The organism is Streptomyces sp. NPDC012888 (genome assembly GCF_042900645.1).
Lineage (GTDB): Bacteria > Actinomycetota > Actinomycetes > Streptomycetales > Streptomycetaceae > Streptomyces.
The window spans coordinates 1-21,270 of record NZ_JBIBBM010000023.1 but is presented as its reverse complement, the minus strand read 5'-3'; the positions used below and the strand labels follow the sequence as shown (position 1 = coordinate 21,270).

Here is a 21,270-nt window from a genome sequence, read left to right as displayed (position 1 = left end):
CGGCCCGCGGGTCAGGGGCTGATCGCCAGGAAGAGGTACGCCGCGAGGATGACGAGGTGGACGCCGCCCTGGAGGAGGGTGGCCCGGCCGGGGACCACCGTGAGGGCGCCGACGACCACGGTGAGGGCCAGGAGCACCATGTGGGTCGGGCCGAGGCCCAGGAGGAGGGGGCCGGAGAGCCAGATGGAGGCCAGGGCGATGGCCGGGATGGTGAGGCCGATGCTGGCGATGGCCGAGCCGTAGGCGAGGTTGAGGCTGGTCTGGACGCGGTCGCGGCGGGCGGCGCGGACCGCGGCCAGGGTCTCGGGGAGCAGCACCAGCAGGGCGATGATGACGCCGACCACGGCGTGCGGGAGGCCGGCGTCGGCGACGACCGACTCGATGGTGGGCGAGACGGCCTTGGCGTCGCCGACCACGGCGATCAGCGCGACCACGAGCAGGACGAGGCTGAGGAGAGCGGCGCCGGCGGCGGGCGGGGCGGCGTGCCGGTCGTCCGAGGGGGTGCTGCCGGTGTCCTCGGTCTCCACCGGGAGGAAGTAGTCGCGGTGACGGACCGTCTGGACTGCGACGAAGAGGCCGTACAGGGCCAGGGAGGCCACGGCGGCGAAGGCCAGTTGCGGGGTGGAGAACTCGGGGCCGGGCTTGCTGGTGGTGAAGGTCGGCAGGACCAGGCTGAGGGTGGCGAGGGTGGCGACCGTGGCGAGGGCGGTGCCCGAGCCCTCGGCGTTGAAGACGGCGATCCGGTTGCGCAGCGCGCCGACGAGCAGCGAGAGGCCGACGATGCCGTTGCAGGTGATCATGACGGCGGCGAAGACGGTGTCCCGGGCGAGGGAACTGGTCTTGGGGCCTCCGTCGGCCATGAGGGTGACGATGAGGGCGACTTCGATGACGGTGACGGCGACGGCGAGGACCAGTGAGCCGAAGGGTTCGCCCACCCGGTGGGCGACCACCTCCGCGTGGTGGACGGCGGCCAGGACCGCGCCGGCCAGGCACAGGGCGACCAGGACCACGGCGTAGCCGGGCAGGTCGCGCCCCCAGCTCGCCACGAGCGCGACCAGCGCGACGAGGGGGACCACGACGGTCCAGTCGGTGAAGGGGGACCTCTTGTTTGCCGTACTCATGTCCCCAAACCTGTCATGTCATGCCGTGTCGGGGCGAATGGCCTGAGAACGGGGCGCGGCGGCCGCGTACCCCGGCGGGGGGTTCGCGGCCGCCGCTGCTCCGGCCGTACGGCCGGGGAGGGCTTACCAGAAGACGACGACGTACCCGTCGCCGCCGGCGTTGCCGGGGTCGCCGGCTTCGGCGGCGGACGTGAAGGTCGCTGCCTCGCCGCCCTCACCGCCGTCGCCACCGCCACCGGCGTTCTGCGGCGTCTCGACGATGCCGTCGATCGGGTCGGCGCCTTCCGCGCCTTCCCCGGGGAGGCCGCGGCGGGTCACGCCGCCGGTCCGGCAGTTGCCGGTGCCGCCCTCGCCGACCGTTCCGGGTGCGCCGTCGTCGCCGTCGGCCTCGCCGCCTCCGCCGCCGCCGCCACCGGTGCCGCCGGTGGACTCGACCACCACCTCACCCCGGTTGTTGGTCACCAGGGTCCTGCCGCCGTCGCCGCCCTCGGTGCCGGGGCCGCCGTTCACGGTGCCGTTGCCGTTGCCTCCGTTGCCGGCGGGGCCGCCGTTACCGCGCACGCCGCCTTCGCCGATGGTGATCGTGTAGCTCTTGCCGGGCTTCACCGGCACCGTGCACCAGGCGAAGCCGCCGCCACCGCCGCCACCGCCGTCGCCGCCGTCACCGTCGAGGCCGCCCTCGATGAAGCCGGCACCGCCGCCACCGCCGCCGCCACCGCCGCCGGCGCCCCAGGCCTGGACGAAGACCGAGGTGACGCCGGGCGGGGGCACGAAGGTGCCGTTGTTGCTGAACTCCTGCACCCCGTGCGGGACGCTCTTCCTCGGCTTCGGCTGCGGCCCGTCGTGCTGGTGCCCCGGCGGAGGTCCGTCGTACTCGCCCGGCGGGGGCTCCATCAGGTTGACGCCGGTGCGGACGGCGTTGCGGTCGCCGTCGGCCTGGGCGATGGGGGACAGGGTGAGCAGCTGGCCGGTGACGGCCGCCGCGGTGATCGCTGCGACGGCCAGAGCCCGGCGCCGGAAGCGGCGGGTGGTGGTACTCGCGTTCATGTCGTCCTTACCTCCCCCGGCCGCGCGCGGCGCGGAGGAGTGTCGGTGAGGTGGGGCAAGGAGCGGACCCTGTCGGTCCGCCGCACATCTCACCGACAGCCGGCCGCGCGTCGGGGAAGGCGCGGCCGGGGATAACCCGGCCGGCCCCGTCAGGTTGCGCTGGCCGGCCTACATCGGGCGGTCGTGCCCCTCCCAGTAGGGTTCGCGCAGCCGGCGCTTGTAGAGCTTGCCGTTGGGGTCGCGGGGCATGGCGGTGACGAAGTCGACGGACCTGGGGCGCTTGAAGGCGGCCAGCCGGTCCGCGCAGTGGGCGAGGACGTCGGCCGCCAGCCGCTCCCCCGGCTCGTGGCCATCCGCCGGTTCGACGACGGCCTTGACCTCCTCCCCCCAGTCGGCGTGGGGGATGCCGAAGACCGCGGCGTCCGCGACGGCCGGGTGGCCGAGGAGCACGGACTCGATCTCGGCGGGGTAGATGTTCACCCCGCCGGAGATGATCATGTCGATCTTGCGGTCGCGGAGGAAGAGGTAGCCCTCCTCGTCGAGCACGCCGAGGTCCCCGACGGTGAAGAATTCGCCGATGCGGTTCTTGCGGGTCTTGCCCTCGTCCTTGTGGTACCTGAAGCCGCCGGTGGTCATCTTCATGTAGACGGTGCCGAGTTCGCCGGCGGGGAGCCGGTTGCCGTCGTCGTCGAAGACGGCGAGTTCGCTGATGGGCCAGGCGCGGCCGACGGTGCCGGGCTTCTTCAGCCAGTCCTCGGCGGTCGCGAAGGCGCCGCCGCCCTCGCTGGCCGCGTAGTACTCCTCCACGCAGTGGCCCCACCAGTCGATCATCGCCCGCTTGACGTGGTCGGGGCAGGGCGCGGCGCCGTGGATGGCGTGCCGCATGGAGGAGACGTCGTAGGCCGCGCGGGTGGCCTCGGGCAGGGCGAGGAGGCGGTGGAACTGGGTGGGGACCATGTGGGTGTGGGTGACCCGGTGCGCGTCGATGAGGCGGAGCATCTCCTCGGGGGTCCACTTGTCCATCAGTACCAGCGGGTGGCCGATGTGCAGGGAGGCGCCGGCGAACTGGAGCACGGCCGTGTGGTAGAGCGGCGAACAGACCAGGTGCACGTTGCCGTCGAAGGGGCGGATCCCGAAGATGCCGAGGAAGCCGCCGAGGTAGGTCTCCTCGGGGAGCTTGCCGGGGAGCGGGCGGCGGATGCCGCGCGGGCGGCCGGTGGTGCCGGAGGTGTAGTTCATGACCCAGCCGAGGGTCCGGTCGGCGGGCGCGGTGTCGGGCTGCCCGTCGAGGAGTTCGGCGTACGGGCGGAAGCCGGCGACCGCTCCGACGGCGTACCGGTGGCTCGCGGGGAGGTGCGCCTCGTCGGCGGCGGCGGTGGCGGCGCCGGCGAACCGTTCGTGGGCGATGAGGACCTTGGCTCCGGAGTCGGAGACGATCCAGGCGATCTCGGGGCCGACCAGGTGGTGGTTGACCGGGACGAGGTAGAAGCCCGCCTGGGCGGCGGCGAGGTAGGCGGTGAAGAACTCGACGCCGTTGGGCAGGACCACGGCGAAGGCGTCACCGCGTTCGAGGCCGGCCGCGCGCAGGCCGTGGACCAGCCGGTTGACGTCGGCGTGGAGGCGGCCGGCGGACCACTGTTCGCCGTCGGGGGCGGTGAGCACGGTCCGGCCGGGGTCGGTTGCGGCCTGGGCCCAGAATCCGTTGGGGGTGCTCTCGCTCATGTCCGGTCTCTCCTTCGGTCCTTCAGGCTCGGCCGGCGATGCGGTGGATGCGGTCCACGGCCCGTTCGAAGCCGCGGGTGAGGTCGTCGAAGACGGCCTGGACGGGGCGTTCGGAGTTCATCCGGCCGACGATCTGGCCGACCGGGGTGCCGAGCAGCGGCTGGACCTCGTACTTCTGGATGCGGGAGACGGCCTCGGCGACGAGCAGGCCTTGCAGCGGCATCGGCAGGGCTCCCGGCCCGCTGGGGTCGTCCCAGGCCTCGGTCCAGGCGGTGCGCAGCTGGCGGGCGGGTTTGCCGGTGAGGGCGCGGGAGCGGACGGTGTCCCCGGATCCGGCGGCGAGGAGCTTCTCGGTGAGGGCGCGGGAGTGCAGGTCGGCTTCGGTGGTGGTGAGCCAGAGGGAGCCGAGCCACACGCCCTGGGCGCCCAGCGCGAGGCCGGCGGCGATCTGTTCGCCGCTGCCGATGCCCCCGGCGGCGAGGACGGGGAGCGGTGCGACGGCTTCGGCGATCTCGGGGACGAGCACCATGGTGGCGACGTCCCCGGTGTGGCCGCCGGCCTCGTAGCCCTGGGCGACGACGATGTCGATGCCGGCTTCGGCGTGCCGGCGGGCGTGTTTGGCGCTGCCGGCGAGGGCGGCGACGAGCACGCCGTGGTCGTGGGCGCGTGCGATGACGTCGGCGGGCGGCGATCCGAGGGCGTTGGCGAGGAGTCTCACGGGGTAGTCGAAGGCGACGTCGAGCTGGTTGCGGGCGACCTGCTCCATCCACCCGGTGATGCGCCAGCCGGAGACCTCGCCCGGGGGGAGTTCGGGGACGTGGTGCTTGGCGAGGGTCTCGCGCACGAACTCGCGGTGGCCGGCGGGGATCATGGCCTCGATGTCGGCCTCGGTGACCCCGTCGACCGCCTTCTTGGCGGGCATGACCACGTCGAGGCCGTAGGGCTTTCCGTCGGTGTGCGCCTGCATCCAGTCGAGGTCGCGGCGGAGGTCGTCAGGTGCGGTGTAGCGGACCGCGCCGAGGACCCCGAACCCGCCGGCGCGGGTGATGGCGGCCGCGACCGCCGGGAAGGGCGTGAAGCCGAAGATGGCGTGCTCGACTCCCAGTTTCTTGCTCAGCTCCGTCTCCATGGGGCGCAGGATGCCGTAGCGCGGCGGTCGAGGGAAGACCTTTTCTGATGCAGCGTCAGATTCTTTGGGTGCCCGTCCGGGCGGGGAGTGCCGGGCGGGCGGGCAGATAACGGTTAGCGTGCGCGACGAGGCAGAGGAGGCCGTTCATGAGCACAGGATCGGGGACCGGCCGCGGTACGGGGACGGGCGCCGGGCAGGACACGGACGGCGCCGCCGGCGCTTCGCCCGGCGCTTCCGCCGCCCCGCCGGGAGCCGCCCCGCCGGGAACCGCCCCGCCCGCCGCGGCCGCGCCCGGCGTCAGCCGCAGGCGACTCGGGGTACGGCTGCTCGCGCTGGGCGGGGCGGTGCTGCTCGGCGCCGCGCTGCCAGGGGCCGCCGGCGCGGCGGGCGACCCCGCCGAACGCCGGGCCCTCCAGGGGCTGCGGCTGAGGTACGGCTCGGCCCGCCAGGCGGGGCTGGTGGAGCGGCACCTGGAAGCGGTCGCGGAGGCGGCCCGCCGGTTCCTCGGCCCCTCCCCCGAGCACCCGTACTACGCGGGCGCGGTGGTCCTCGCGGGGCGCGGGCGCACGGTGGCCCTGCACCGCGCGATGGGCGACGCCGTCCGCTACGCCGACTACGACGGACGCACCGACCGGCCGCGGGAGTTCCCGCCGGCCCAGCGCATCGCCATGGCCGAGGACACCGTCTTCGACCTGGCCTCCCTGACCAAGCTGTTCACCTCGGTGCTCGCAGTCCAGCAGATGGAACGCGGCCGCCTGGAACTGGAGGCACCGGTCCACCGCTACCTCCCGGAGTTCACCGGGGGCGGCAAGGAACTGATCACGGTCCGTCAGCTCCTCACCCACACCTCGGGGCTGCGCTCCTGGGCGCCGTTCTACCAGGAGACCACCCGCGAGGGCCGGCTGCGACTGCTGTGGTCGGTGCGCCCCCAGGAACCCCCGGGCAGCGTGTACCGCTACTCCGACCTCAACCTGATCGCCCTCCAGCTGCTGCTGGAACGCCTCACCGGCAGCACCCTCGACGTGCTGCTCCGCGACGGGATCACCGCCCCGCTCGGCATGGACCGCACCCGCTACCTCCCCCCGCCGTCCTGGCGCCGGTGCACCGCCGCGACCGAGGTGCAGCGCCCGCCCTGGTCCGGACTGGACCGCGGCCTGGTCTGGGGCGAGGTGCACGACGAGAACGCCCACGCCCTCGGCGGCGTCGCCGGACACGCGGGGGTGTTCGGAACCGCCTGGGACCTGGCCGTGCTCGCCCGGGCCCTGCTCGACGGCGGCGTCTACGCCGGGAAGCGGATCCTGCGCCCCGCGTCCGTGGAACTGCTCTTCACCGACTTCAACACCGCCTTCCCCGGCGACGAGCACGGCCTGGGCTTCGAGCTGTACCAGCACTGGTACATGGGTGCCATGGCCACCCCGCACTCCGCCGGCCACACCGGGTTCACCGGGACCTCCCTGGTCCTGGACCCGTCCACCGACTCCTACCTGGTGCTGCTCGGCAACTCCGTGCACCCCGTGCGGACCTGGCGGGCCGGCAGCGCGCCGCGGGTCGCGGCCGGCAACGCCTTCGCCCGCGCCGTGCCGGTCCGCACCCGGCACGGCGGCCCTGCCTGGTTCTCCGGCATGGTCCCGGGCGGCTCCGGAACGCTCACCCTGCCGCCGGTCCGCCCGGCCGGGGACCGGGCCCGGCTGCGCTGCGCGGTCTGGTGGGACACCGTCCCGGACGAGCAGGCCTTCCACCTGGAGGCCGCGACCGCCCCCGAGGGGCCCTGGGCGCCCGTCCAGTTCACCACCGTACGGGCCGCCGGCGGCAGCCCGGAGCGGTGGCCGGGGGGAACGGCCGGCGGCTGGTCCGGCCGGATCTGGCACCGCCTGGAGGCCTCCCTCGCCGACTGGGCCGGACGCGAGGTCCGGCTCCGGTTCCGCCACGCCGCGACCGGCCGTTACGTGGGCCGCGGCGTCTACGTCGACGTCGTCCGGATCTCGGAGCCGGGCGGCGCCGCGGACGGGCTGCTGTTCTCCGAGGACCGGCCCGCCGACGCGGCCCGCGTCGAGGCCACGGGCTGGCACCGTTCCGCCGACTGAACGGCATGTGCGGTACGAGCGGCCCGGCCCGGCGCGCCGGGCCGCACCCCGCCCGCGGACACCCCGGACACTGGCCCGACGGCGACGGAAGCGCCGGGCGAGCAGCCAGGCGCGAGCGCCGCGGGCCGGGACGCGGGACACGGGAGGCGGGAGGCGCGGTGCGGGGCACGGGGAAGCGGGCACCGGCCGGGCCGGCGGGGGCGCTGCCCCTGCTCATGGCCGTGCTGACGCTCAACGTCGGCCTGATCGAGGCGGTGAGCTTCCTGGCTCTCGGGCCGGTGTTCACCGGGATGCAGACCGGCAACGTCCTCTTCCTCGCCTTCGGCACCGTCGGGGCTGGCGGCCTCTCCGTCGTCGCGCCGGCCACCTCGGTGGCCGCTTTCGTCGTGGGCGCGGTGACCGCCGCCCGCCTGGAGGGATGGCTGGAGCAGCGCGGGCACCGCTGGTTCATCGCCGGGATGCTGGTCGAGGCCGCGCTGCTCGCCGTCGCGGCCTGCGTCGCACGGGGCCTGGAACCGGTGCACAGCGCGCCGACCGGCCGTCACCTGGCCACCATCGCCGTGCTGTCCGGGGCGATGGGCCTGCGGAACGTCACCGCCATGCGGGTGAGCGTCCCGGACATGCCCACCACCCTCGTCACCCGGGCCATGACCGCCTTCCTCGGCGGTTCCCTGCTCGGACATGACGCCGCCTTCGGCCACGGTCCCGGCGCCACCGCCCGGCGCTCCGCGTCCGTCCTGACCATGTTCGCCGGAGGCCTGGCCGGCGCCGCCTGGCTGCACGGCGGCCGGCCGCCGGCCGCACTGCTGCTGTGCTCGGCGGGTGTGGTGCTGCTGGTGGCCACGGCCTCCGTACGCCTGCCCCGGCTGCACAGCCACTGACCGGCCGGGCCGCCGGTCAGTCGCCGTGCAGCACCGCCATCGCCGCGTTGTGGCCCGGGATCCCGCTCACGCCGCCGCCGCGCACCGCGCCCGCCCCGCACAGCAGCACCGTGCGGTGGGCGGTCTCCACGCCCCAGCGGCCGGCGGCCGTGCCCTCGTCGGCGTACGGCCAGGACAGGTCCCGGTGGAAGATGTGCCCCCCGGGCAGGCGGAGTTCGCGCTCCAGGTCCAGCGGGGTCTTCGCCTCGATGCAGGGCCGGCCGTCGGCGTCCTCCGCCAGGCACTCGGTGAGCGGCTCGGCGAGGTGCTCGTCCAGCTGGGCGAGTGTCCCGGCCAGCAGCACCTCGCGGGTCTCCTCGTTGGCGCGGCGGAACAGCCGTGCCGGGGTGTGCAGCCCGAACAGGGTGAGGGTGTGCAGGCCCCGTTCCACCGGCTCCGGGCCCAGGATCGTGGGGTCGGTCAGGGAGTGGCAGTAGATCTCCGACGGCGGTACGGCGGGCAGCTCCCCCGACGCGGCCTGGGCGTGGGCCCGGGCGAGCTCCTCGTACCCCTCGGCGATGTGGAAGGTCCCGGCGAAGGCCTCACGAGGGTCGACGTGCGGGTCGCGCAGCCGCGGCAGCCGCTTGAGCAGCATGTTCACCTTCAGCTGGGCGCCCTCGGCCGGCTCGGCCGGGGTTTCGCCCAGCAGTTCGGCGAGGGCCCGCGGGGAGGCGTTGACCAGTACGCGGGCGCAGGCGACCGATCCCTCGCCGTGCGCCGTGCGGAAGGTGACCTCGGCGCCACCGGTGCCGTCGGCGCCGTCCGTGTCGATGCGCACCGCCTCGTGGCCGGTCGCGATCTCCGCCCCGGCCGCCCGGGCGGCGTCCGCCAAGGCGTCGGTGAGCGCGCCCATGCCGCCGACCGGCACGTCCCAGTCGCCGGTGCCTCCGCCGATCACGTGGTACAGGAAGCAGCGGTTCTGGGCCAGCGACGGATCGTGGGCGTCGGCGAACGTGCCGATCAGCCCGTCCGTGAGCACCACCCCCCGCACCAGGTCGTCCTGGAACCGCTCCTCGATCGCCCGCCCCAGCGGCTCCTCGAACAGCATCCGCCACGCCGCCTCGTCGCCGACCGCGGCCCGCAACTCCTTGCGGGACGGCAGCGGTTCCGTGAGCGTGGGGAACACCCGGCGCGCCACCGCCGCGGTGGTGCCGTAGAACTCCCGCCACCGCTCGTACTCCCGGTCCGAGCCGGTCAGCCGGGCGAAGGACTCCCGCGTCCGCGCCTCGCCGCCGCCGACCAGCAGCCCCGTCGGCCTGCCGTCGCGCACCGCGGGCGTGTACGAGGACACCGACCGCTTGCGCACCTCGAACCGCAGGCCCAGCTCCCGCACGATCTTCGACGGCAGCAGCGACACCAGGTAGGAGTAGCGCGACAACCGGGCGTCGACCCCCGCGAACGGGCGGGTCGAGACGGCCGCGCCCCCGGTGTGGCCGAGCCGTTCCAGGACGAGCACGGACCTCCCCGCCCGGGCCAGGTAGGCGGCGGCGACGAGGCCGTTGTGGCCGCCGCCCACGATGACGGCGTCGTACCGGCTGTGCAGGAAGCCATGCGTCCAGTTCGTCATGACTCTTCGTAACACGGCGTGCGGCGCCCGACCAGGGGGCCGCGGGCCGGTGTGGCTCCCGCGGGCGGCCGCCGGGTCAGGCCCCCACGGCCGGGGGCAGGGCGCTGCTGTGGACGAAGGCGCTGCCCCGGAGCTCGGCGACGCGGGCGCGGAGGACCGCGGCCTCGGGCTCGCGGCCGAGGCGCTCCAGGCAGTACGCCTGGTCGCCGACCGCGTCCAGGGTGTCCGGGTGGTCGGCGCCCAGGGCGCGCCCGCGCGCCTCGGCGACCTCCCCGTACAGCGGCAGCGCTTCCTCCCAGCGGCCCAGCCAGCCCAGGGCCACCGCGATCTCGCGGCGGCTGACCAGGGTGTCGGGGTGGTCGGCGCCGAGGACCCGGGCGCGTACCGCGCCGACCTGGCGGGCTTCCGCGAGGGCCTCCTCCCAGCGGGCGAGCCGGCCCAGGTTCACGCCGAGGACGTGGCGGGCGCGCAGGGTCTCCGGGTCGGCGGCACCGTAGGCGCGGGTGCGGTCCTCGACCAGGGACCGGTACAGGTCCAGCGCCTCGGTGCCGCGGCCGAGCCGGCCCAGGGCGATGCCGGTCTCGTAACGGGCGGCCAGGGTGTCGGGGTGGTCGCGGCCCAGCGCCCGCTTCCGGCCCTCGGCGACCTGCAGGAAGCCGGCCAGGGCCTCCTCCCAGCGGCCGAGCCGGCCGAGGGCGTACGCGGCCTCGTAGCGGCTCAGCAGGGTGTCCGGGTCGTCCGCGCCGAGCACCCGGGCGCGGGCGGCGGCGACCTCTTCGGCCGTGCGGTGGGCTTCGGCGTGGCGGCCGAGCCTGCCGAGCGCGCAGGCCAGGTTGTGGCGGCAGCGCAGGGTGTCGGGGTGGTCGGCGCCCATGCTGCGGGTGCGGTCGGCGAGCACCGCGCGGTACACCTCGTGGGCCTGATCGTGCCGGCCGAGCTGGCCCAGGACGTACGCCGTCTCCTGGCGCGCGGCGAGGGTGTCGGGGTGGTCCGGCCGCAGGACCCGGGCCCGGCCGTCGGCGACCTCGCGGTGCGCGGCCAGCGCTTCGGCGGGGCGGCCGGCCCGGCTGAGGGCGATGGCGGCGGTGTAGCGGGCGGTGAGCGCCTCGGGGTGGTCGGGACGTGCGGGGCGGTGCGCCGTCCGGGGCTGTGGCGGCACGCCGTAGGGGGCGGTCAGGCGCGGGTCCTGGGCGGGGTCGGGCACGGGCAGCGCGGCGGTCGGCGGCTGCGCGGTCGACGAGTGGCCGGTCGGCGGGTGGTCGGTCGGCGGGTGGCCGGTCGGCGGCTGCGCGCTCGACGGGTGGCCGGTCGGCGGGTGGTCGGTCGGCGGCTGCGCGCTCGACGGGTGGCCGGTCGGCGGGTGGGCGACGACGGACGGGCCCGCGGCGCTTCCCCCTCCGGGCGTGAGCGCGTCCGCGGCGGAGCCGGCTGAGGCCACGGGCGCGGCCTGGCCGGGCGGGGCGGCCGGGGCGCCGGCCGGCGCGGGCCGGTGGGCGGCGCTGGTCCAGGAGCCGGTGAGGACCGTCCACGCACCGCCGACCGGGCGTGTCGCGGCGCCCGCCCGACGCCCGGCGGTCATGCCGTGGGCCCAGACGGGCAGCGCGCCGGCGGGCGCCTGGGCGGCGGCGTGGCCGGCGGTGGTCCGGACGCCGCCGGTGCGGTGGGCGGCCAGCCGGGCGTGCAGTTCACGGGCGGTGGCGGGCCGCTGCTCGGGCTGCTTGGCGAGCAGGTCGAGCACCACCCGCTCGAAGTGCTCCGGGAGTTCCGGCCGGTGCTCGCGCGGCGGCACCGGTGCGGTGTCCCGGTGGCCGACCAGCACCGACCAGGAGTCACCGAGGTCGAACGGCGGCGCCCCGGTGGCGATCTCGTAGAGCACGCAGCCCAGGGAGTACAGGTCGCTGCTGTGGTCGACCTCGCCGCCCGCGATCTGCTCCGGCGACATGTAGTGCGGGGTGCCCATGGCCATGCCGCCGCCCGTCAGCTTCGCGGTGAAGCCGATGTCGTGGGCGAGGCGCGCGATGCCGAAGTCGCAGATCTTCACCGTGCCGTCGGTGAGCCGCATGATGTTGGCGGGCTTGAGGTCCCTGTGCACCACGCCCTGTTCGTGCGTGTAGGCCAGTGCCGCGGCGACCTGCTCGGCCACGTCCACGACGACGTCCACCGCGAGGGGGCGGCGTCCGTTCTCCTCCATCAGCTGGCTGAGGTTGCGGCCCTCCAGCAGCTCCATCACCAGGTAGAGCATGCCTCCGGAAGCGCTGTCGTCACCGAAGTCGTGGACCACGGTGACGCCCCGGTGCTGGAGCGATGCCGCGACCCGGGCCTCGCGCCGGAACCGCTCGCGCAGCACCTGGGTGAAGTGGGCGTCCTGCTGCGCCCCGAGCGGTTTGAGGCATTTCACGGCGACCTGCCGGCCCAGCGATTCGTCCCGGGCGCGCCACACCTCGCCCATGCCGCCGCGGCCGATCAGGTCGAGCGATCGGTAACGGCCATGGATCAGTCTGCTCTCCGCCATGTCCTGGTGCCGCCCCCGTTGTCGTGCTGTGCCTCCCCCGGCCCGTCCAGTATGGCCGCCGATTCACGCAGTGTGCATGCACGGGGGCGACTGTCGGGGCCCAGGCGGCGGATCGCTCTCAAGATGTGACCTGGCGGCAGCTTCCAGCGCAGACCTGCGGGAATGGCGCGCAGGAGGAGGCCGGTGAGGCGCAGGAGGAGGGTGGTGCCGCGGGCGGAGGGGGCGGGGCGGCCGTAGAGCCGGTGCGCGTACGGGGGCAGCGATCCGTAGGCGAGGGCGGCGAGGGGGCTCCACACCAGGGCGCGGGCGGGCCGCAGCAGGGGGTGTACGGGCGGCCGGCGCAGGAAGGCGTCCACGGCGCGGGCGTCGGGGCCGGCGGCGAGTTCGGGGCGGACGCGCTCGAAGTAGGCGGCCAGGGCCGCGGTGTCGGCGGGGACCTGCTCCGGGTCGAGGCCGACGAGGCGGGCGTTGGTCCGGTTCTCGTCGACGTAGCGGTCCGCCTGCGCCCGGGTGAGCGGTACGCCGGACCTGCGCAGCACGTGGAGGAAGGAGTCGATCTGGGCGCAGTGCACCCACAGCAGCAGGTCGGGGTCGTCGACGGGGAAGCGGGTACCGGTCGCGGGGTCGGTGGCGGTCAGCCGGGCGTGGATGCGGCGGACGCGGGCGCCGGCCTTTTCGGCGGCGTCGGTGGTGCCGTAGGTGATGGTGCCGACGAAGTCGGCGGTGCGCAGCAGCCGGCCCCAGGCGTCGTCGCGGAAGTCGGAGTTCTCCAGCACGCCGCGGACGGCGCGCGGGTGCAGGGCCTGGAGGTAGAGGGCGCGGACGCCGGCGATCCACATCATCGGGTCGCCGTGGCACTGCCAGGTGACGGAGCCGGGCCCGTACAGGCCGGGATCGGCGTCGGCCGGCGGCCGGCCCGGGTCCGCCTGTGCTGCCGCGGTCATGCGTACCTCCCCGTCACCGGCAGCGTACCCCCGGGGCGGGCGGCGAGGGAGCGGGGCGCCCGTGCGGGTGCGGGTACGGGAGGGCCTCGGCATGCTGGAAGGGAGCGCCGCGACCGGGTCGGGCGCGGGAGTCGATCGCATGGCCCAGGAGCCCCAGCCCTTCGCTCCGATGACCGACTCGCTCCCGGACCCCGACTGACCCGACCCCGACCCGCCACCGATCGCGAGGTATGCGATGAGTCTGCTACGCGCCGCCGCCGCTGCGGCTCTTACGATCCCCCTGCTGTGCGTGTGGTCGGCGCCGCCCGCTGCCGCGGCCACGACGCACACCATCGCCATGACCGGAACGATGACGGTGAAGAACGCGGGCGGGGCCTTCGACGACGACACGGTCCAGACCTTCGACCTGCGCAAGCTGGTCCGCCTGACCCATGACAAACCCCAGGACACGCTGGTCAGGTCGCACTGCGTGGCCAACCAGACCGTGGGCGAGCTGACCGTCCACGTCCGGCTCAGGTCCGACGAGATGGTCGTGGCGACGCCGACGCTGCGGCTCTTCGAGGGGTCGAGCTGCCTCAGCCGGGACCTCGACGGCCAGTCCGAGGGCATCCAGCAGGGCATGCGGCCCGGTGGGAGCCTGACGGGCGCGAGGCTGTCCGTCAGGAACACCGAGCCGCTCTCCCCCGACAGCGCCTCGGCGACCTTCAGCCTGAAGCACACGACCGGTTCGGGCATGGGGGTCGGACGACCCGCCGAGGTCTCGGCCGTGGTCGCCACCCGGGACGCGGCGGATCCTTCCCGGGTGCGGGTGCAGTGGGAGGACGTGGTGACCGACGAGACGCACTTCCAGGTCCGCAACAGCACGCGCGGCACGACCGTGAGCGTGGGCCCGAACACCACGTCACACACCTTCACCGGCCAGTCGGCGGAGCGGCAGTGTTACCAGGTGCGGGCGGGCAACGTGCACGGCGAGTCCGCGTGGACGCCGGTGAACCCCAACGGCGAGTGCGTCTGACGGGGTGACCGCAGGGAGGTCGTACAGCGATGAACACGCCGCACGCCGAACAGCTGAGTGTCGTGGCCACCATCGCGGTGGGGGCGCAGCCGGTGGGAGTGGCCGTGGACGTCCACGGCCGGGTCTTCGTCACCAACCGCGGTGCCGGGACGGTGTCGGTGATCGAGTCCTCGAGCCACACGGTGAGTGCCGGCATCGTCGTCGGGTCGCGCCCGGAGGGCGTGGCGACCGACGCCCAGTTCGGCGTCTGCGTGGCCAAGGCGGCGACAACACCGTGTCCATGATCACCAGGGGGGATGCCGTCACCGCCACCATCGGTGTCGAAGGCCCCCCTGACCAGTCGCCCGGCGCGGCGGGTGTGGCGACCGACCACTTCGCGGCTCGCGCCTACGTGACCAACCGCGGCGGTCACCGGGTGTCGGTGATCGGCATCGGTGGCCGACTACCGCCCTTTGCCCACCACTTCATCGAGGTCCCTGGCGCGCTGGGCGTGGCCGTGGACTTGATGAGCCACCTCGTCCACGTCACCCAGCCCGACTTCGGCACGGTCTCGGTGACGTGGCCGATCCTGGCGCCGGTGCGGTGGCGGTGGTCGACGTCACCGCCGGGAGCGTGGCGCACGTCGACGTCGGCTCGGCGCCCGTGGGGGTGGGGTTGGGCGCCGGAGGGAACGTCTACGTCAGTACGTCCGACGGCACGGTGAAGCGCATCGACGCCGCGTCCCACGGGGTGAGCGCCACCGTCCCGGTGGGCGCCCGACCGGAAGGCCTGGCCTTCGAGCCGCACAGCGACCGCGTCTACGTCGCCAACAGCGGCGACGGCACCGTGTCGGCCATCGATCTGGCCGCCGCGTAGAAGTACCCCTGCCCAGCTGCGTGGTTGAATCGGTGACCGTTGCGAACACTGGCGTCCGCGCCCCCACCGGCGCATGATGGAGGTAGTGCTCTCGCCCTCATGGACGCAGAGAGTGACGACCCCCTCGGCTCCCGCGCCCTCCTGTTCCGCAGCCGGCGCGGTCGACACCGGTGCGAGTCGTCCCGTAGGCAGACACCAGTGCATGCATCACGGAACGGGGGACACCCATGGCTGTCCTCAAGCTGTCACTCTTCTCGAACGACTTTCCGGACTTCTTCGTCATCGATCACACCGGCCTCATGGACATCGCCAAGATCGAGACCGATCAGGACCGTCGTGACGCCACCTTCAAGTGGACCGGCCCGAGCCTGAACTTCGGCACCACGGGCATGCTGGTGCGAGCGGTCGGTCCGCACGGATTCTGCCTTCGCATCGCGACCTTCGACGACTTCCGGATGCACAGCAAGTTCTTCGAAGGGATCATCGACCCCCAGGTCAAGGCCCAGGTCATCGAGGAGTCGACCTTCGTCCTGGAGGCAGCGGAGATCGACCCGAACCAGGCGTCGTTCCGTTCGGTGAAGTTCCCCGACCGGTTCATCCGTCATAGGAACTTCCAGCTCTTCGCCGAACCCATCCAGCCTCCGCAGGACCTGCAGTCCGCGTGCTTCAGGATCGCCCCACCACTCCACCTGGAGGACTTCTGAGCCTCACCGCGCCGCGCCGGGCCGGGCCGTGCCGGGCCGGCCCGGCGGTTCCGAATCAGCGGCGGACCCGGGGCATGCCGAGGCCGATCCAGGAGATGATCTCGCGCTGGATCTCGTTGTTGCCGCCGCCGAAGGTGAAGATGACGGCGCTGCGGTAGCCGCGCTCGAGTTCGCCGTGCAGGACCGCACCCGCCGAACCGTCCTTCAACGGGCCTGCCGCACACACGACTTCCATCAGCCAGGCGTACGCGTCACGCCTCGCCTCCGAGCCGTACACCTTCACGGCGGAGGCGTCCTGCGGGGTGAGCGTGCCGTCCTGGACGGCGTTGACCATCTGCCAGTTGAGCAGCTTCATGGCGTCGAGGCGGGTGTGGGTGCGGGCCAGCCGGCCGCGGACCCAGCCGAGGTCGATCACCCGGCGGCCGTCGGCGAGCTTGGTGTTCGCGGCCCAGCGCTGGACGTCGTGCAGGGCGCGGATCGCCATGGTGCCGTGGGCGGCCAGGGTGACCCGTTCGTGGTTGAGCTGGTTGGTGATCAGTCGCCAGCCCTTGTTCTCGGGGCCGACGCGGCGGCTCGCGGGCACCCGGACGTCCTCGTAGTAGCTGGCCGTCGTGTCGTGCGAGGCGAGGGTGTTGATGAGGGTGCAGGAGTAGCCGGGGTCGGAGGTCGGGACCAGGAGCATCGTGATGCCCTTGTGGGCGGGGGCGTCCGGGTCGGTGCGCACGGCCAGCCACACCCAGTCCGCGGTGTCGCCGTTCGTGGTCCAGATCTTCTGCCCGTTGACCAGGTAGGTGCCGGTCTCCTCGTCGCCCTCGCGGACCGCCCGGCACTTCAGCGCGGCGAGGTCGGTACCGGCGTCGGGCTCGCTGTAGCCGATGGCGAAGTCGATCTCGCCCGAGAGGATCCGCGGCAGGAAGTACGCCTTCTGCTCCTCGGTGCCGAACTGCATGAGGGTGGGCCCGACAGTGTTGAGGGCCATCAGCGGCAGCGGCACCACGGCCTGCGCGGCCTCGTCGAAGAAGATGAACTGGTCCATGGGGGTCATCCCGCGCCCGCCGTACTCCTTCGGCCAGCCGACGCCGAGCCAGCCGTCGGCACCGAGCCGGCGGATGGTCTCCCGGTAGAACCGCTTCTGGGCGACGGGGTCCTCGTAGCGGGCGTAGACGTCCTCGGGAACGAGCTCGGCGAAGTAGGCGCGCAGCTCGGCGCGCAACTGCTGCTGCTCAGGCGTGTATTCGAGGTGCACGGCCCCTCCGGGAGTCTCACGGTCCGTCCGTCGCTGGCGCAGGGCAGAGTAGAACCTGTTCCAGCAATCCGGAAGGGGCCCACGCGCCGGTTTCCCCTCCGACCCTGGGACAGGCGGCCCCTCCCCGGCCCACAATGACCGTCGGCACGTGGCGGATCGGGTGACCGGGGGGTTCGGGTGGACGAGGCGGCACGGCGGGCCCGTGAGCGGGAACTCGCGCGGGAACGGGAACGGGAACGGCAGCGGGAGCGGGGACGGGACGGCGGACCGGAACGGGACGTCGGACGGGACGGTGGGCGCGAGGGGCGATGGGGCCGGCCGCCGTCCGAGGTCACGCAGGTCCACGAGCCCGGCCATCTGCCGGTCGAGTTCGGCCGGCCCGCCCGGCACGCCTGCTGGGACATGCTGCCCCCGGACACCCGTGCCACCCTCAGCGCCAAGGCCGGCCGCCCCCTGGCCTGGTGGGCCTGGCAGGACCACGGAGGGCATCCCGCCGCCCTGCTGATCGGCGAACAAGGGCTGTGCCACGTCAACGCGCAACTCCGCAACGGGGTACCGGAGTTCCGCGGCGAACGGATCCGGCTGGAACCGGGCTCGCTGCGCGAGCGCACCTTCGGCGGCCGGTCCGCGGTGGCCCCCGGAGGCGCCCTCGCACCGGGGCGGGCCACCGCGACCGTGCGGCAGCTCGACCTCCCCGCCGGAGCCCGGGACGTGCTCGGGCACTTCCCGTTCGAGGTACAGGACCACCTCCAGCAGCCGTTCCTGGCCGCGGCCGGCCCGGTCACCGCCGAGTGGTACTACGAGGAGTCCTCCGGGGGCGCGCACACCAGCCACCTGTTCATCCTCTGCATGCGCACCGACCGGAACCTGACGCTGGTCGAGGGCAACCGGACCCTGCCCCCGGGCGCGGGCCCCGACCGGGCCCAGTGGACCGCCATCCGCTGCCACCAGGCCCGGCTGGTGCCCCGCTGAGCGGAGCAGCGCCCGTGCCGTCCCCGGCGGGTCAGGACAGGAACACGGCGTCGAACCAGACCAGGTCCCGCTCCCGCTCCAGGAAGAACCGGCCGTCGGCCGTGTCGTTCACGGTCTTCTCCGGCCCCGGCGCGAGCACCCGCACGTCGTAGGCCCCGCTCGTCCGCCAGTCCGCCCCGGACGGCAGGAAGGGGCGCAACGGCTCGGGGACCTCCGGCAGCCCGGCCGCCTCGAACGGTTCCTCGGCCGCGTCCAGCGTGGCGGCCACCGCCCCGGCGGGCAGCCGGGCCAGGCCCACGAGCCGGACCCGCTGGTCGTGGGCCGGCACGGTCAGCCGCTCCCCCTCCCCGCTCTTGTCCAGCGGGTAGCCGAGCCAGTGCGGGTCCGAGAGCTCGCCGAGTTTCCCCAGGCGCCGGCGCACCGGCTCCACGTCCGTGCGCACCCTCAGCCGGTCCGGCGGCGCGTCGTCACGCCCCTCCCCCGGGCCTGCCGTACAACCGCCCGCCGCGGGCAGCAGCACCAGACCGCCCAGCAGTGCCAGCGCCTCCCGCCGCCCGACCCGTTCCCGGCCCATCCCCGGCCCCCCGCCCGCTCGGCTTCAGTTCAGCGCCGAGAGCATAGCCGCGGCCGTCGCCGTCATCGCCGTACGGGCGGCACTCAGGTAGGGACGCGGGTCGGCCGGGGTCAGGTGGGCGCGGATCGCCTCCGTCATCGCCAGGTTCAGGGCCGTGCCGATGTTGACCTTGCGGATGCCGCCGGCGACGGCGGCCGCCAGCTCCGAGTCCGGCAGCCCGGAGGATCCGTGCAGCACCAGCGGCACGTCCACGGTCTTCGCCAGCCGGGCCAGCAGGGCGTGGTCCAGGGCAGCGGTACGGGTGGTCATGGCGTGGCTGCTGCCGATCGCCACGGCCAGGGCGTCCACACCCGAGTCGGCGACGAAGCGCCGCGCCTCGTCGGGGTCGGTACGGGCGCCGGGCGCGTGCGGGTCCAGCGGCGCGGCGCCGTCCTTGCCACCCACCTCACCCAACTCGGCCTCGATCCAAAGGCCGTTGGCGTGCGCCCAGTCCGCGGCGGAACGCGTCGCCTCCACGTTCTCGGCGTACGGCAGGTGCGCGGCGTCGAACATCACCGACCCGAACCCGGCGTCGGCGGCCTGCCGCAGCAGGTCCTGGCTCTTGACGTGGTCCAGGTGCAGGGCGACGGGCACGGCCGCGGCCTCGGCGCAGGCGGCGGCCGCCCGGGCGATCGGCAGCAGCCGGCCGTCGCGGAACCTGACGGCGTTCTCGCTGAGTTGCAGGACGACCGGCAGGCCGGTCCGTTCCGCGCCGGCGACCACCGCCTCCGCGTGCTCCAGGGTGATGATGTTGAACGCGGCGACGGCCCGGCCCGCCGCGGCGGCCTCCCCGACCAGGGTTCCGGTGGACGCGGTCGTCATCGGACCGCCTCCTCGCCGGCCGCGAGGATCACCGACCGGGTCAGGTTGCGGGGCCGGTCCGGGTCGAGTCCCTGTTGCACGGCGACCGCCAGCGCCAGCCGGTGCACGCGCACCAGCTCGGCGAGCGGGTCGTACCGGCCGGCCACCCACCGCGCACCGGAGCCGGCGACCTGGTCGGCCAGCCCCTCCGGGGCGTCGCCCAGGCACCAGGTGGCCGTTCCCGGCCCGCTGACGCTGATCGGGCCGTGCCGGTACTCCATCGCGGGATAGGACTCGGCCCACGACAGGGAGGCCTCGCGCATCTTCAGCGCGGCCTCGTGGGCGACGCCCACGCTCCAGCCGCGCCCGAGGAAGGTGAACTGGCCGCAGGACGTGAGGCGTTCGGGCAGTGGATCGGTCAGGGCGGCACGGCCGTCGGCGACGACGGCCGCACTGTGGCCGCCCACGTGGGCGCGGAGCAGGGTGAGGGCGGTGGTGGCGAACCGGGTCTGCACGACGGACTGTTCGTCGGCGAAGTCGAGTACCACGAGGTCGTCGGCGAGGCCCGTCACGGGCGTGGCCGGGTCCCCGATGACGGCCGTGGTGCGGACCCCGGCGTCGCGGAGCCCGGCGAGCAGGTCGAGCACCTCGGTGGTGGTGCCGGACCGGGTGAGGGCCACGACCCGGTCGTAGCGGCGGTGTGCGGGGAACTCGGAGGCGGGGAAAGCGTCGGTCTCGCCGTGCCCGGCGGCCTCGCGGAGGGCGGCCGCGGCCTGCGCCATGTAGTACGAGGTCCCGCAGCCGACGACGGCGACCCGCTCCCCCGGCCGCGGAAGGGCCTCCCGCCGGGCCGGCGCGAGCTCCGCGGCCCGTTCCCAGCAGTCGGGTTGTGTGCTCAGCTCGTACGCGACATGGCTCATGCCGGCTCCCTGTGCGATGGGGTGGCGCGCTGCGTTTTCGTGCAAGATAGCGGTCGGTTTCAATCAACTTCAAGCATCCAGGAGGGGTGGTCGTTCATGTCGCGGGAGGCTCGCTGGCAGACGCTGCTGGAGTTGCTGGTCGAGCGGGGACGCCTGGACGTCGAACCCGCCGCGGAGGCCCTGGGCGTGTCGGCGGCGACCATCCGCCGCGACTTCGACCAGCTGGCCGACCGCCAGTTGCTGGTCCGCACCCGCGGCGGGGCGGTGCAGCACGGGGTGTCCTACGAACTGCCGCTGCGCTACCGCACCTCCCGGCAGGCCGCGGAGAAGCGGCGCATCAGCGAGGCGGTCGCCGAACTCGTCACCCCCGGCGAGGTGGTCGGCCTGACCGGCGGCACGACCACCACCGAGGTGGCCCGCGCCCTCACGACCCGCCCGGACCTGGCGACGGGCACGGCGGGCGCGCCCGCCCTGACGGTCGTGACGAACGCGCTGAACATCGCCGCGGAGCTGGCGATCCGCCCCCAGTTCAAGATCGTGGTCACGGGCGGCGTCGCCCGCCCGCAGTCCTACGAACTCACCGGCCCCCTGGCCGGCGGCGTGCTCGGCCAGATCTCCCTCGACACCGCCGTCCTGGGCGTGGACGGCTTCGACCCGTCCGAGGGCTTCTCCACCCGCCACGAGGACGAGGCCGCCGTCAACCGCCTCCTCTGCGAACGCGCCCGCCGCGTGGTGGTCGCCGCGGACTCCACCAAACTCGGCACCCGCGCGTTCGCCCGCATCTGCGCCCCGTCCGGCGTCGACACGCTCATCACCGACCACGGCCTCCCGGAGGACGCGAGGGCAGCACTGGAGGAAGCGGGCGTGGAGGTACGGCGGGTGTAGGGCGGGGCCGGGTGGGGCGGGGCCCGGTGCGCGGGGCGGGGCCCGGTGCGCGGGGCGGGGCCCGGTGCGCGGGGCGGGGCCCGGTGCGCGGGGCGGGGCCGGGGACGGCCGGAATCCACTCGGGCGGGGGCGTTGGGTGCGTCGGGGTGGTTGCCCGTCCGTCCCATCGTCCTTCCGGGGCGTGCGTCGGCGTCAAGGGCGCTCCTTCGTCGC

19 protein-coding genes are annotated in these 21,270 nt (G+C 74.4%); 8 read left to right on the top strand and 11 right to left on the bottom strand.

Annotation, left to right across the window (positions count from 1 at the left end; translation table 11 throughout):
* Window positions 1-11: 11 nt before the first annotated feature.
* The 4 genes from ACFY61_RS30730 to ACFY61_RS30715 all read right to left on the bottom strand — a co-directional run bounded on the left by ACFY61_RS30730 (window position 12) and on the right by ACFY61_RS30715 (window position 5,019).
* Window positions 12-1,121, bottom strand: a complete 1,110-nt coding sequence (locus ACFY61_RS30730) for a calcium:proton antiporter (RefSeq protein ID WP_389477438.1) — start codon at window positions 1,119-1,121, stop codon at window positions 12-14.
* Between the two features lie 123 nt (window positions 1,122-1,244).
* Window positions 1,245-2,168 carry a hypothetical protein gene (locus ACFY61_RS30725; RefSeq protein WP_389477436.1) on the bottom strand — a complete coding sequence of 308 codons (924 nt, stop codon included), beginning with the start codon at window positions 2,166-2,168 and terminating at the stop codon, window positions 1,245-1,247.
* Window positions 2,169-2,336: 168 nt separating this feature from the next.
* A complete protein-coding gene (locus tag ACFY61_RS30720) occupies window positions 2,337-3,890 on the bottom strand; it encodes an acyl-CoA synthetase (RefSeq protein ID WP_389477434.1) in 1,554 nt (517 codons plus the stop codon).
* A gap of 22 nt (window positions 3,891-3,912) precedes the next feature.
* Window positions 3,913-5,019, bottom strand: coding sequence for a nitronate monooxygenase (locus ACFY61_RS30715; RefSeq protein ID WP_389477432.1), 1,107 nt, complete (start codon window positions 5,017-5,019; stop codon window positions 3,913-3,915).
* A gap of 146 nt (window positions 5,020-5,165) precedes the next feature.
* Between ACFY61_RS30715 and ACFY61_RS30710 the strand changes: the two genes are divergently transcribed.
* Window positions 5,166-7,103: a serine hydrolase gene (locus ACFY61_RS30710; protein WP_389477430.1), complete on the top strand. Its 1,938-nt coding sequence runs from the start codon at window positions 5,166-5,168 to the stop codon at window positions 7,101-7,103.
* Window positions 7,104-7,261: 158 nt separating this feature from the next.
* Window positions 7,262-7,984: a YoaK family protein gene (locus ACFY61_RS30705; RefSeq protein WP_389477428.1), complete on the top strand. Its 723-nt coding sequence runs from the start codon at window positions 7,262-7,264 to the stop codon at window positions 7,982-7,984.
* Between the two features lie 16 nt (window positions 7,985-8,000).
* Here the strand turns inward: ACFY61_RS30705 and ACFY61_RS30700 are convergent, their stop codons facing one another.
* The 3 genes from ACFY61_RS30700 to ACFY61_RS30690 form a co-directional block, all read right to left on the bottom strand.
* Window positions 8,001-9,590, bottom strand: a complete 1,590-nt coding sequence (locus ACFY61_RS30700; protein ID WP_389477426.1) for a phytoene desaturase family protein — start codon at window positions 9,588-9,590, stop codon at window positions 8,001-8,003.
* 76 nt (window positions 9,591-9,666) lie between these two features.
* Window positions 9,667-12,102 carry a tetratricopeptide repeat protein gene (locus tag ACFY61_RS30695; RefSeq protein ID WP_389477424.1) on the bottom strand — a complete coding sequence of 812 codons (2,436 nt, stop codon included), beginning with the start codon at window positions 12,100-12,102 and terminating at the stop codon, window positions 9,667-9,669.
* Window positions 12,084-13,046, bottom strand: a complete 963-nt coding sequence (locus ACFY61_RS30690) for an oxygenase MpaB family protein (RefSeq protein ID WP_389477421.1) — start codon at window positions 13,044-13,046, stop codon at window positions 12,084-12,086. The genes ACFY61_RS30695 and ACFY61_RS30690 overlap by 19 nt, the downstream gene beginning before the upstream one ends.
* Window positions 13,047-13,281: 235 nt before the next feature.
* Here ACFY61_RS30690 and ACFY61_RS30685 point away from each other — a divergent pair, with 235 nt between their 5' ends.
* The 4 genes from ACFY61_RS30685 (at window position 13,282) to ACFY61_RS30670 (ending at window position 15,620) form a co-directional block, all read left to right on the top strand.
* Window positions 13,282-14,061, top strand: coding sequence for a hypothetical protein (locus tag ACFY61_RS30685; RefSeq protein WP_389477419.1), 780 nt, complete (start codon window positions 13,282-13,284; stop codon window positions 14,059-14,061).
* Window positions 14,062-14,090: 29 nt separating this feature from the next.
* Window positions 14,091-14,345, top strand: coding sequence for a YncE family protein (locus ACFY61_RS30680; RefSeq protein WP_389477417.1), 255 nt, complete (start codon window positions 14,091-14,093; stop codon window positions 14,343-14,345).
* A gap of 274 nt (window positions 14,346-14,619) precedes the next feature.
* The gene (locus tag ACFY61_RS30675) at window positions 14,620-14,916 is read left to right on the top strand and encodes a PQQ-binding-like beta-propeller repeat protein (RefSeq protein ID WP_389477415.1); all 297 of its coding nucleotides are present in this window, start codon (window positions 14,620-14,622) and stop codon (window positions 14,914-14,916) included.
* Window positions 14,917-15,143: 227 nt separating this feature from the next.
* Complete coding sequence (locus ACFY61_RS30670) at window positions 15,144-15,620, top strand: AbfB domain-containing protein (protein WP_389477413.1); 477 nt, start codon at window positions 15,144-15,146, stop codon at window positions 15,618-15,620.
* 55 nt (window positions 15,621-15,675) lie between these two features.
* Here the strand turns inward: ACFY61_RS30670 and ACFY61_RS30665 are convergent, their stop codons facing one another.
* Window positions 15,676-16,866, bottom strand: coding sequence for an acyl-CoA dehydrogenase family protein (locus tag ACFY61_RS30665; RefSeq protein ID WP_389477411.1), 1,191 nt, complete (start codon window positions 16,864-16,866; stop codon window positions 15,676-15,678).
* Between the two features lie 177 nt (window positions 16,867-17,043).
* Here ACFY61_RS30665 and ACFY61_RS30660 point away from each other — a divergent pair, with 177 nt between their 5' ends.
* Window positions 17,044-17,838, top strand: coding sequence for a hypothetical protein (locus ACFY61_RS30660; protein ID WP_389477409.1), 795 nt, complete (start codon window positions 17,044-17,046; stop codon window positions 17,836-17,838).
* Window positions 17,839-17,869: 31 nt separating this feature from the next.
* Here the strand turns inward: ACFY61_RS30660 and ACFY61_RS30655 are convergent, their stop codons facing one another.
* From ACFY61_RS30655 to ACFY61_RS30645, 3 genes are read right to left on the bottom strand one after another with little or no spacing between them, the layout of a single operon-like run.
* On the bottom strand, window positions 17,870-18,412 hold the full coding sequence (locus ACFY61_RS30655; protein WP_389477407.1) for a hypothetical protein: 543 nt from the start codon (window positions 18,410-18,412) through the stop codon (window positions 17,870-17,872).
* 24 nt (window positions 18,413-18,436) lie between these two features.
* Window positions 18,437-19,273, bottom strand: coding sequence for a class II fructose-bisphosphate aldolase (locus tag ACFY61_RS30650; protein WP_389477405.1), 837 nt, complete (start codon window positions 19,271-19,273; stop codon window positions 18,437-18,439).
* Complete coding sequence (locus ACFY61_RS30645; protein WP_389477403.1) at window positions 19,270-20,172, bottom strand: SIS domain-containing protein; 903 nt, start codon at window positions 20,170-20,172, stop codon at window positions 19,270-19,272. Before ACFY61_RS30645 ends, ACFY61_RS30650 begins: the two co-directional genes overlap by 4 nt.
* Window positions 20,173-20,268: 96 nt before the next feature.
* On the opposite strand from ACFY61_RS30645, the gene ACFY61_RS30640 reads away from it, so the two are divergent.
* Window positions 20,269-21,057 carry a DeoR/GlpR family DNA-binding transcription regulator gene (locus tag ACFY61_RS30640; protein WP_389477401.1) on the top strand — a complete coding sequence of 263 codons (789 nt, stop codon included), beginning with the start codon at window positions 20,269-20,271 and terminating at the stop codon, window positions 21,055-21,057.
* Window positions 21,058-21,270: the final 213 nt, after the last annotated feature.

Excerpts from the sequence above, each read along its gene's own strand:
- ACFY61_RS30730 (WP_389477438.1), bottom strand. The coding sequence starts at position 1,121 with ATGAGTACGGCAAACAAGAGGTCCCCCTTCACCGACTGGACCGTCGTG.
- ACFY61_RS30725 (WP_389477436.1), bottom strand. The coding sequence starts at position 2,168 with ATGAACGCGAGTACCACCACCCGCCGCTTCCGGCGCCGGGCTCTGGCC.
- ACFY61_RS30720 (WP_389477434.1), bottom strand. The coding sequence starts at position 3,890 with ATGAGCGAGAGCACCCCCAACGGATTCTGGGCCCAGGCCGCAACCGAC.
- ACFY61_RS30715 (WP_389477432.1), bottom strand. The coding sequence starts at position 5,019 with ATGGAGACGGAGCTGAGCAAGAAACTGGGAGTCGAGCACGCCATCTTC.
- ACFY61_RS30710 (WP_389477430.1), top strand. The coding sequence starts at position 5,166 with ATGAGCACAGGATCGGGGACCGGCCGCGGTACGGGGACGGGCGCCGGG.
- ACFY61_RS30700 (WP_389477426.1), bottom strand. The coding sequence starts at position 9,590 with ATGACGAACTGGACGCATGGCTTCCTGCACAGCCGGTACGACGCCGTC.
- ACFY61_RS30695 (WP_389477424.1), bottom strand. The coding sequence starts at position 12,102 with ATGGCGGAGAGCAGACTGATCCATGGCCGTTACCGATCGCTCGACCTG.
- ACFY61_RS30690 (WP_389477421.1), bottom strand. The coding sequence starts at position 13,046 with ATGACCGCGGCAGCACAGGCGGACCCGGGCCGGCCGCCGGCCGACGCC.
- ACFY61_RS30685 (WP_389477419.1), top strand. The coding sequence starts at position 13,282 with ATGAGTCTGCTACGCGCCGCCGCCGCTGCGGCTCTTACGATCCCCCTG.
- ACFY61_RS30680 (WP_389477417.1), top strand. The coding sequence starts at position 14,091 with ATGAACACGCCGCACGCCGAACAGCTGAGTGTCGTGGCCACCATCGCG.
- ACFY61_RS30670 (WP_389477413.1), top strand. The coding sequence starts at position 15,144 with ATGGCTGTCCTCAAGCTGTCACTCTTCTCGAACGACTTTCCGGACTTC.
- ACFY61_RS30655 (WP_389477407.1), bottom strand. The coding sequence starts at position 18,412 with ATGGGCCGGGAACGGGTCGGGCGGCGGGAGGCGCTGGCACTGCTGGGC.
- ACFY61_RS30650 (WP_389477405.1), bottom strand. The coding sequence starts at position 19,273 with ATGACGACCGCGTCCACCGGAACCCTGGTCGGGGAGGCCGCCGCGGCG.
- ACFY61_RS30645 (WP_389477403.1), bottom strand. The coding sequence starts at position 20,172 with ATGAGCCATGTCGCGTACGAGCTGAGCACACAACCCGACTGCTGGGAA.
- ACFY61_RS30640 (WP_389477401.1), top strand. The coding sequence starts at position 20,269 with ATGTCGCGGGAGGCTCGCTGGCAGACGCTGCTGGAGTTGCTGGTCGAG.